Raw genomic sequence first — 10,714 nt, 5'->3', positions numbered from 1 at the left:
GTAGCCCTACGCAAAAATAGCTCGATGCCAGGTTCTATCTTTCAAGCAAAAAGCCTCTCTAAATAAAGTTTAGAGAGGCTTTTTGTATAATTAGTGTTTACTTGAAGTCCCTGTTTCTCTGAATTTGTCCCATAATTCATCATGTTCATCATGACAACCGACAATCTTTTTTAATACAGCTACTCTTTTTTAAAGTTCATTAACTTGTTCTGTGTCAAAAACGCCTCTCTAAAATTCTGAAATGCCACTCGAACTGCAAAATCTCACAGGCGGTTATACCACAGTACCAATTGTCCAAGATATTAGCCTCACTCTGCAAACAGGAGAATGGTTGAGTTTAGTTGGTGCGAATGGCTCAGGTAAATCTACTTTACTCAAATTGGTGAGTCGTATTCTCTCACCACAACATGGAACAGTGCTACTTGATGGTAAAGCAATTCACTCTCAACCCCCAAATCTAGTTTCACAGAAACTGGCATTATTACCGCAACAACAAACGGTTCCCGTTGGGTTAACAGTGCGACAATTAGTAAGTTTAGGACGCACGCCGCATCAACCTTGGTGGCAATGGGAACTAAACGCTGAAGATTGGCTCAAAGTTGAAACTGCAATTAAAAAGACACAACTAGAAAAACTGAGCGATCGCTTAGTCGAACAACTATCAGGCGGTGAAAGGCAACGGGCTTTTTTAGCTCTAGCACTAGCGCAAGAGCCAAAAGTTTTACTATTAGATGAACCGACAACTTTTTTAGATATTAACTATCAGTTGCAACTATTGGAACTACTCAAAGGACTGAATCAGCAGCAGGAATTAACTATTGTTACAGTTTTACACGAACTGAATTTGGCAGCGCGGTATAGTTCCCGTATTGCATTATTAAAACAGGGTCATATTTGGGAAGTTGGTACACCGGAACAAGTCCTGACACCAAATGCGATCGCACAAGTATTTGGTGTGGAATCTGTGATTATTCACACGCCTGTCGGATTACAGGTTTGTGCCATTTCTGCTGTTTAAAATCTGCCAAGCTAGCAAAATCTAAATACTTGGATACTCTATTCTGTAAAGATATGAGGGTATCCAAGTGGGGAAATAAGCAGAGGGCTTAACACTCATCCTAAGACTTGGTTTCTTGTGTCTGTGCGTCGATAATTACACTCCAGTCATCATTTGTCACAGCAGCTTCAAGTTGATGCTGACGTTCGGCTTCACTGGCATCTATTGTTTCTGACTCTTTAGAGAGAGTTGTGTCAGCCATTGCTTTCCGCAGTTTTAGCTTTTTCTCCTCATAAGCTTGGCGTTCCGCCTCTGACATTACCGCTTTTGCAGCTTCGCCTACCGTGCTAGCCCACATTCCGCGATCAGCTGCGTTACCAGGTGGCGTACTTTCGAGTTCTGCTATCCACGCATCTCGCAAATCTTCCATTTCTTGACGCTTGGGGAACTTGAATGCTTGCATACGGACAAAAGCACACTTTTGCTTACCATTTTTAATGACATGACCGTTTAGAGAAAGCAATACATTCCGAGAATAGCCAATGTGCTGTGTACAGCGTTCTGCGTCCAATACTGCGTAAACACCTGCAACTTTAGCGTTCTGAGCAGCTGCACTCCAAGCCTCAAGATCAATGATTTCAGTACCATTGTTTGCCAGTTCAGGGGTTATACTCACCTCAATGGCGGTGTGTTCCTCATCGGAACTATATAAAAAGTCATGTAGTCCACGGTGGTTTATGGGGACATTTTGATGTTCAATTGACGACGAGTTGTGCTGAGTTTCCATTGCAGTTGATCTCCGAGTTATTAATTAGCGATGCCAATGGCAAGCGCGAAGCGCTACGTAAATATATGCTCTTAAAATATTGAAGCTTAAATCTACTCATATCCCCAAATTCTTTTTCTTAAGGATTCTGACAAAGTGAAAACAACTATTAGAATTTATATGAATCAATTGATGCCTAAAAATTGGATATTCATCAAACAGAGACTAACTCCTTATTTATTTTTACTACCCGCTTTGGTTCTTTTGGGTTTAACTGTTTTTTGGCCTGCACTGCAAGCGTTTTACCTCAGTTTTACTAGCTATGAAGATATTGCCCAGCCGCCAGAATGGATAGGTTTCGCAAACTTTCTCAAGCTTTGGAAAGATGCGGTTTTTTGGAAAACCTTGGAAAACACTTTTCTATATCTTGTTGGTGTAGTACCAATTTTAGTAATTGCTCCCTTAGTACTGGCAATATTGGTAAATCAAAAACTGCGAGGGATGAATTGGTTTAGATCTGCATATTACACTCCAGTGGTAATTTCAATGGTGGTTGCGGGAATAGCTTGGAAATGGCTGTACGCAGAAAACGGATTACTTAATCAGTTATTTAAAGCTTTAGGTATTTTTCCAGAAGGTATTCCTTGGCTGACTAGCCCAGACAAAATTTTTGGTATTGTACCAATTTCTCTTGCCAGCGTTATGGCTGTCACCGTGTGGAAGGGACTAGGCTACTACATGGTGATTTATTTAGCGGGGTTGCAATCAATTCCCACTGATGTGTACGAAGCCGCTGCAATTGATGGCTCGGATGGGATCAGCAAACATTGGGATATTACCATACCTTTAATGAAACCGTATCTAGCACTAGTGGCGGTAATTTCGGCTATTTCTGCAACCAAAGTATTTGAAGAGGTATACATTATGACCCAAGGGGGGCCACTCAGTAGCTCGAAAACGATTGTTTATTATCTATATGAGCAAGCCTTCAACAATTTGGAAATTAGCTACGCTTGCACAATTGGGCTAGTGCTATTTTTGATAATTTTAGGGTTATCAATTTTGCGATTAGTTATTAATCAACAGGAGGGAGAAAATATTACAATTTGATATTTAAACTGCACAAAATCAAGCTTGGTAAGACAAGCTATGGAGAAGCAAGGAGAAAAGGGAATAACAAGGATATGAATTTTGGATAATGGTAAAGCGATGCCTACGCCCTTTCAATTCTTTGTTATTTAAAACCGCGTTTGATACTCCACTACTGCACGACTATCATCGGTTAAATTAGTGGAAGCACGCACACGGAATTCGTCGTTTATGCGGTAATTAACACCCCATTGGAAGGGGTCATTTGTTGTTAGTATTTTTATACTGGAAACGGATATTTTAGAAGTAATGTCAACCCCAGCCTCTGCTGCTAATTCTAAAGTTGAATTGCTCCTTCCCGCTTCTGGATTCTCAGAAATCACGGTAGGAAATATCCGTAACTCACTTAAACCAAATGTACTGCCAATCTGGTTAAAAGCTGACTGAAAATTGTTGAACACAGCCGAGCCTGCAATGTTAATTAGACCTAAAGTACTGTCAGCACGTCCTTGGGTGTCTACAAATCCACCTCCTAAAAGAGCAACAATTTCGGTTTGACTACGTGACGGACTACTTGTTAGTTCTAAATTTTCATTCAGTTTGCTAGCTAAACCGTTGATAGTGGCTTCGACTCGAACACTTTCTAAGGATGATAAACCTGTGGTATTTATCCGGCTGAAATCATTACTTTGAGTTACGTCTAGTACTTTGGCAAATAGCCGAATATCTAAGTTGGGGTCGCGGGGTTGAGAGGGACTAAATGTTGCGGTATGCTTATAGCCACGAGCAAGATTAAATTGGGTAGTAAATAAATTTACGCCACCTTTTTCTAACTGGATAGTGCCATCGGGTATTGGCTGATTGATTAAGCCGTTAACTATGAGATTACCAGTGGCGCGGAAGTTGAGAATAGGGGGGCGGGTAATTTGGACGTTTTTGCCTAGTTCTAAATCTAGATTATTAAATCTGGCAATAGTATTTCCCATTCCATTCCCAATTTCAGCTTTACTCTGCTTATTCTCTTTTGTGGGTGATACACCAAGACCATTATCATTTGCAGATGAAGTCGCGTCAGTAGATTCTGCCAGCAATACCTGACCATCAAATAAGTTTACTTTACCGCCAATTACTGGGCTAAGGGCAGAACCAGTAATCTGCAAATTGCCGCTAGCACCTCCTTGGTAAAGTGCCTTGAGATTCAACGTAAGTTGATCGAGATTAACAGTCAGGGGATTGTTGATAGTCGAGTTCTCATTGTTGAAGATGGGAATTTCCCCAGCAGCTTCTACTTTCCCACGGCTAAATCTACCTTCAAGATTTTCTACTAAGATGCGGTCAAAATTAAACAGTACTCTACCTGTGACACGTCTGAGTTTACCTGGCAAAGCCTGGGCTGAAAAAGTAGCATTACTAATAGTAGCAATTCCATCTACTTCGGGTTTTTGCAATGTTCCGCGCACCTTGAGGTCTATTTCTCCTTCACCTTTCTCAAATACCACTTGATTAGTTAATGCGTTTAACAGTGCCAATCCCTCGTTTTCCAGCTTCATATCCAAACTGATTTGCTCACTGTCTGGTGCGACGGAGGCAAAAGGCAATTTATAAGGGATGCTGCCAGTAATATCAACAGGTTTTGGCCCGGCAACGGCTACAGTACTACCAAAATTTAAGCGTCCGTTGGCATAGCTGAAACTTGCGATCGCTGACTCTATTTTGCTCTGATTTAGTATTCCTTCTGTAATTTGCAATTCCCCTCTAGCTTGGGGATTAGCAATGCTGCCTGCTAAAGCTGCTGTACCGTTAAGATTTCCTGTGATTCCAACTGGTAGTTTGACAACATTATTCAATAGTTGTACGGGAAAATTATTCACCCGCAACTGGCCAGATTGTTCATCACCGCCAACGTTACCCGTGAAGGCAATCAGCCTGTTTTCAGATTCGAGCCGTAATGGTCGCAAACTTAAAACACCATTTTCAAAGTTGCCTTCGGCAATCACTTTGTCGGCAGTATAAAAACGATTTTTTTCTTCCTTTTTACCCCAGGCAAAGTTTTGTCCATTCAAATTAAAATCCACTGATAATCCATTGGCTGTAGCTGTATTTACAGCCACTTCCCCGTTGAAAGTCCCCTTTAAGTCTGCCAAATCCGGTATTGGAGTGGAATTAAGTCGCTGTTCTTCCTGTTCTGCTACCAAAGCTTCAATTTCAGAAAACCGCTGGATTTGGGTTAATAAGGGTTGATTTGGCGCTCCTTGGGAGGTGGTGCTTAGATCGGCTGCTGTACCGTAGATTTCTGCTGAACCACCTGGCAAATTTTGTAAATCAAATATCTGCGCTACAGATAAAACATCTTGGATCTCTCCCTGGTTGACGTTCAGTTTCCCTTGTAGTTGAGGCCCTTTAGGGCTTTGGGCAAAAGTACCGACAAGGGCGTAGCGGCTTTTGCCTTTGACAAATTCGCTGTTGGTGAGTGTGCCTTTCCCATCACCGTAGCGGAATTGAGCAGCTATTCGATCGCCTTTAACTCGACCAATTTGCGGATTAGCGATCGCAAAATTCCCCGTTGTTGCCAATGTCTGCTGATTAAACAGCAAATCCCCAGTTAACAATCCAGCTATCTTACCAGTACCCAGGCGAGTAATTGGCGGCGGACTCAAATTCAATATTTGTAAGGGGAAATTGGCAACTTTGAGCGCCCAATCATTCCCTTGAACATTACCTGTAGCTGATGCTTGCTGCCATTTTACTAAGAAGGATTTCGGGCGATTATTGGCATCTAAATTAAAGGCCAGGCGATCGCTATTTCCTGCCAAGTTCAAATTTAAACCGCGTCCCTGTGCTGAATCGATGTTTCCAGTCAACAACGGCTCAAAAGCAATATCTTGAACAACTAAATCTCGTAAATTAATTTGCCCTACTACATTTGGCAAGGGCAGCTTACCAGTGATTTGACCATTAAAATCAACTCTTCCCGCCACAGCAACCTGATTAGGAAGATTGATTGGTAACTGTTTTAAGTTGTAATTCTCTGCTTGGACGTTGAGATTTAATGCAGTAATTTCCGGTATGCCCGCTCCCTTAGCATTGGCTAATATGTTACCAGTAACACTTAAACCGGGAGCAGTTGCTCGCTCAATGGTCAGCCTTTCACCACTCCAAGCGATCGCAGCCGTCAGAGGTTGTTCAAGTCCAGGGATACCTTGGGATAATTGCACCTGTCCAGCAGCACGCACATCAGCTAACTTGGATGATCCTAGCGTGCCAGCTAATTGTAACTGACCGCCAAATTGACCCCGCAATTGCTGATTTAACCGATTTAATTCCACACCGGAAGCATCAACTACAGCTTGATAGCGACCATTAGCCAATTGGATATTAGAAGCTGCGATCGTTCCACCTGCAACATCCAACCGTCCTTGACCGCTAGCTTGGATGGTTTGTGGTTGGAACGATTCAATAGAACCCGCCACGTTTGCTTGACCAGTTAAGGCTCCCCGGAACTGCGGGGGTACTGCTGCCAACTGCTGCAACGGTACATTATTTGCTTGAACTTGTGCCTGATATACACCATTACCGACCTGGATATTAGAGGCTGTAATAGTTCCACCTGCAACATCCACTCGCGCTTGACCTACAGCTTGGATAGTTTGTGGTTGGAACGATTCAACAGAACCCGCCACGTTTATTTGACCAGTTAACTTCCCTCGGAACTGTGGTGGTACTGCTGCCAATTGCCGCACAGGTACATTCTTAGCCTGAACTTGCGCTTGATATACACCATTACCGACTTGGATATTATTGGCTGTAATAGTTCCACCCGCAACATTGATCCGCGCCTGACCGCTGGCTTGAATAGTTTGCGGTTGAAACGACTCAACAGAACCCGCTACGTTGAACTGACCAGTCAACGCCCCTTGGAACTGCTTTGGTAATGTTGCCAACTGCTGCACAGGCACATTTTTAGCCTGAACTTGCGCCTGATATACACCATTACCCACTTGGATATTATTGGCTGTAACCGTACCACGACCAATAGTAAGGCGGCCTTCCCCAGTGCCACGCAGGGTTTTCAGACTGAAATTATCTCTGTTGCCTGCGATTTGAAACGTACCCGCCAATGGATTATTTAAAGCTGGGGGAGACTGTTTCAATATCCGCCCCAACCGCACACCATTAGCTATAAGTTGAGCAGAGAAGCCTTGATCTTGTAGTTGGACATTAGAAACTGCAACCGTGCCGCCACCAATTTGAACTCCTGCACCATCACTGCGAATCGTGGCAATTTCAAATGGTGCTGTGCTGCCTGAGAGGATGAGACGACCATTAAACTGTGCTCCCGCCAACGAGACATTTTGTAGTTGACTTTTGTCTACAAAGGGTTCCAATTTTACCCCAGAGGCAACAGCCACAGCTTGCCAACGATCATTGGCATAACTACCAGTTGCCCGTACTTTACCACCACTTACATTCAGAGCCACATTGCGGAAAGAGACGGTGCGATTTGGAGCGATCGCAACTTCGCCAGTTCCAGGGTAAGTTCCGTTAGGAGCTTGGAATCTTACCACAGTTTGGACATCGGTAGGAGCGCCGGTTAGTTGGGCTGTAGCTGAGACATTGCCGATTTGGAATGTGGGTGTTGTTTCATAAACTTTTGCGATCGCATCCCCTGGAACATTCTTGGCAGCAAAATTTAAATCCAGTCGCGGGGTTTCACCAAGTTGAATTTTACCAGCGCCCGTGATCTCACCACCAACTTTGGCTTTACCTTGAATATCTTTTAGGGTAATTAAAGAGGAACTAGTAACAAGCTCAAACTTACTACTGATGCTATTAAAATCAACTTTATCAATCCGGGCAGTTTGAATTGTGGCAACTGTACCTGAGAGAATTGGTTCTTTAATTGATCCGGTAATCTGCAAGTCTGCTTGTACTTGTCCAGCGATCAGCACAGGTAGTTTTACCTTGAGAGTCTCTTGGGCATTAGCCAAACTCACCGCATTTACGCGCCCTGCCAACTTAAAGCCTGCTTGAGTGTCGATGATTCCCGTAGCCACTAGGGGAATTTTACCGTAGTTGGTAGTAATATTATCTAACTGCAACTCCGTTCCCTGAAAGCGGAGATTTCCTTGACTATTGCTCAACAGTTGCGGGACTTTGGGTATTTGAAGTGTTACCCCTTGCACAGTCGCACTGCCATACAATAAAGTATCCTGTCCTGGCATCAACCGAACTAACAAGTCGCCATTGGCTCGACCAGTCAGTAAGTTCACTGGTAACTTAATTAGTCGAGTAATATCCGCAGCCAGCAAATCTTGCGATCGCAACTGAAAGTTGCCCGCTAGCACCTTAGAACGCGTCTCACCCTGAATCGAAATATTACCACCACTATCTGCCTGACCCCCCACTTCAAACCGGATCAACTGGTTATTTGCTAAAAGTTGGGCAGATCCATTCAGTTGAGAAAATGTTATGGGAGATGAGGGGGATGTTGCTCCCTCTGCTCCCCCTGCCCCCTGTCCCCCGCCCCCTACTTCCTCTGCCCTCTCCTGCGGCATCAACGCCAGCTTGGCATTGCGAAACCGCAAATTGTCCAAATCAGTTTTAATTGCGCCGCCTTCACCTGACGGCGCTAAATTAGTGGAAACCCAGCGCCCTTGGTCATCTTGGTCAATGTAAATATCTGGATTGACTAAGGTAACATCTAGCTTTAAGTGGCGGTTAAAAATTAGTTGTGGCAGGTCAAAACCCACCTCCACAGCTTCGACTGCGGCCCGATCTGAATCTGTGGGTGTGGCTGGGATAGCTGAAGCCCCAAACTGCACTCCCGTCAACGAAAATTGTGTGACTCTTCCCAGTTTTACCGGACGGTTGAGTGTAGTCGTGAGACTTTGTTGTGCCAAAGGCGTTAATTCTGTTTGGACAAAAGTCCACAACCGCCAAATACCGATGATAACTCCTAACAGTAAAAGTCCGCCCAAAGTAATGCTACCCCGACTCAACACCAGCAACCACAGACGCTTGCGGATAGGGGACGGGGAGAGAATATCTTGATTGGGAGTTTTAGTCATTTGCTTTCACTGTATTAATTGCCAGATGTCGCTGGCACACACAAGCATTAACTGGCACATTGATTCAGTATGCCATTTCCAGGATACGCCAACTAAACCCAAGACCTCATTAGTTAAGTTACGGTATTTGCTTGATTCAATACTTATGCTTAATAATATTGGCGTTTTCAGGAAAATCTGATCTCAATAGAGTGAAAATTGTTCCTTTGACTTTCGCTGAGTCACAACCTAGAACTTTAATATAAATAGACCTTAAAAAAGACAGATGATTACACCAATGCGTGTTTTTGTGTTAATTTTTAATGCTCGAACGGAAAATGAGGGGATTCACACGATTCGAGAAGGCAATCGCAATAAAATTCTGATGTTCGAGTCAGAAGACGACGCCACGCGCTTTGCTCTGATGCTGGAAGCTCAGGATTTTCCCGCACCGACACCAGAGCCAATCGATGCTGAGGAAATCAAGGAATTTTGCGAAAGTGCTGGATATGAATGGGAAATCATCCCAGAAAACAGCAATTTAGTTGTCACTCCCCCAGAACTGAATGTCGAAGAAACTGACTGGCAAGCAGACGCCCAGAAGGAGGATACTGTTGAAGACACCTTCCCTCTCAATCAACAGCCACTAGAAGAACCAGAATTGTCTGATTCTGAACTAGAAAAGATGCGTCGCAAATTGGAAGGATTGCTGTAATTAGTCATTAGTCATTAGTCATTGGTCATTGGTCATTGGTCATTGGTCGCTAATTGACTAATGACAATAGACATAGGCGGCTTACTGTAGGACAAATGACAAATGACAGAGGACAAATGACAAACTTGCAGGAACGTGGGCATCTTTTAACCGAGCTGGTAAATCCTAACAGTCTAAACTTAGACCAACTCAGTTCTCTGGAATTAGTGGAGTTGTTTAATAACGAAGACCAAAAGGCAGTCGCAGCAGTTGCAGCGGCGAAAATTCAGTTGGCTGAAGCAATTGAGCGCACCGCAGAGCGTTTGCGCCACGGAGGACGCCTATTTTATATAGGTGCGGGGACAAGTGGCAGGTTAGGGGTGTTAGATGCTGCTGAGTGTCCACCTACTTTTTGTACACCCCCAGAGTTGGTACAGGGGATTATTGCTGGTGGTGCTGGGGCGCTGGTACGTAGTTCCGAAGATTTAGAAGACAGTATCGAAGATGGTGAGGCTGCGATCGCTGGGCGACATATTACCCAGTTAGATGTCGTAGTCGGCATTACCGCTGGTGGGACAACGCCTTATGTCCACGGTGCGCTTCATGCTGCTCGTCAGCGAGGAGCCATTACTATTTTTATCGCCTGTGTTCCGGCTGAACAAGTTAGCTTTGATGCCGATATTGACATTCGGCTATTGACAGGGCCAGAAATCATTGCTGGCTCAACTCGTCTGAAAGCTGGTACAGCTACAAAGTTAGCTTTAAATATTCTTTCTACCGGGGTAATGGTCAAACTAGGCAAAGTTTATGGCAATCGGATGGTGGATGTAGCGGTAACAAATCAAAAGTTACGCGATCGCGCTTTGCGAATTTTGCAAGACCTCACAGGTTTAAGTCGGGAAGCTTCTGGTTTTTTACTAGAACGCAGTGGTAAATGGGTGAAGCTAGCGCTATTAATGCACTGGACTGGTTTAGAAAAAGACGAAGGTGATCGGCTTCTTTCAGAACACCAAAGTAATCTCAGGGAAGCTGTTGTCAGCTATCAAAACCATAAGCAACCTTGAAAAATTTTCCTAAATAAATATTCTAAAAAAAGGCGTGCTACTTCTCTTAGTAGCACG

General features: G+C 43.9%; 6 protein-coding genes. 4 read left to right on the top strand and 2 right to left on the bottom strand.

What is annotated here, in order from left to right; all coding sequences use genetic code 11:
- The first annotated feature begins 241 nt into the window (after positions 1 to 241).
- Positions 242 to 1,018: an ABC transporter ATP-binding protein gene (locus tag ABF638_RS34705; RefSeq protein ID WP_435027338.1), complete on the top strand. Its 777-nt coding sequence runs from the start codon at positions 242 to 244 to the stop codon at positions 1,016 to 1,018.
- A gap of 100 nt (positions 1,019 to 1,118) precedes the next feature.
- Here the strand turns inward: ABF638_RS34705 and ABF638_RS34700 are convergent, their stop codons facing one another.
- Complete coding sequence (locus ABF638_RS34700; protein ID WP_435027337.1) at positions 1,119 to 1,784, bottom strand: GIY-YIG nuclease family protein; 666 nt, start codon at positions 1,782 to 1,784, stop codon at positions 1,119 to 1,121.
- 159 nt (positions 1,785 to 1,943) lie between these two features.
- On the opposite strand from ABF638_RS34700, the gene ABF638_RS34695 reads away from it, so the two are divergent.
- Positions 1,944 to 2,873 (top strand): carbohydrate ABC transporter permease, encoded by a 930-nt coding sequence (locus ABF638_RS34695; RefSeq protein ID WP_435027336.1) that lies wholly within the window; start codon positions 1,944 to 1,946, stop codon positions 2,871 to 2,873.
- 128 nt (positions 2,874 to 3,001) lie between these two features.
- Here the strand turns inward: ABF638_RS34695 and ABF638_RS34690 are convergent, their stop codons facing one another.
- Positions 3,002 to 8,920, bottom strand: coding sequence for a translocation/assembly module TamB domain-containing protein (locus ABF638_RS34690; protein WP_435027335.1), 5,919 nt, complete (start codon positions 8,918 to 8,920; stop codon positions 3,002 to 3,004).
- 265 nt (positions 8,921 to 9,185) lie between these two features.
- Between ABF638_RS34690 and ABF638_RS34685 the strand changes: the two genes are divergently transcribed.
- Together ABF638_RS34685 and murQ are read left to right on the top strand one after the other, a co-directional pair.
- Entirely contained in the window at positions 9,186 to 9,614 is a 429-nt protein-coding gene (locus ABF638_RS34685; RefSeq protein WP_435027334.1) for a DUF3110 domain-containing protein, read from the top strand.
- A 116-nt stretch (positions 9,615 to 9,730) separates the two neighbouring features.
- A complete protein-coding gene (gene murQ / locus ABF638_RS34680; RefSeq protein WP_069074893.1) occupies positions 9,731 to 10,657 on the top strand; it encodes an N-acetylmuramic acid 6-phosphate etherase in 927 nt (308 codons plus the stop codon).
- Positions 10,658 to 10,714 lie beyond the last annotated feature (57 nt).

The sequence above is a fragment of the Nostoc sp. CALU 1950 genome (assembly GCF_051172895.1).
Lineage (GTDB): Bacteria > Cyanobacteriota > Cyanobacteriia > Cyanobacteriales > Nostocaceae > Nostoc > Nostoc edaphicum_A.
Note: the sequence above shows the minus strand (reverse complement) of the source record. Positions and strands in the feature narration are given on the sequence as shown.

Bases quoted from the DNA above. Each gene is read 5' to 3' on its own strand.
- ABF638_RS34705 (WP_435027338.1), top strand. From the start codon at position 242: ATGCCACTCGAACTGCAAAATCTCACAGGCGGTTATACCACAGTACCA.
- ABF638_RS34700 (WP_435027337.1), bottom strand. From the start codon at position 1,784: ATGGAAACTCAGCACAACTCGTCGTCAATTGAACATCAAAATGTCCCC.
- ABF638_RS34695 (WP_435027336.1), top strand. From the start codon at position 1,944: ATGAATCAATTGATGCCTAAAAATTGGATATTCATCAAACAGAGACTA.
- ABF638_RS34690 (WP_435027335.1), bottom strand. From the start codon at position 8,920: ATGACTAAAACTCCCAATCAAGATATTCTCTCCCCGTCCCCTATCCGC.
- ABF638_RS34685 (WP_435027334.1), top strand. From the start codon at position 9,186: ATGATTACACCAATGCGTGTTTTTGTGTTAATTTTTAATGCTCGAACG.
- murQ (WP_069074893.1), top strand. From the start codon at position 9,731: ATGACAAACTTGCAGGAACGTGGGCATCTTTTAACCGAGCTGGTAAAT.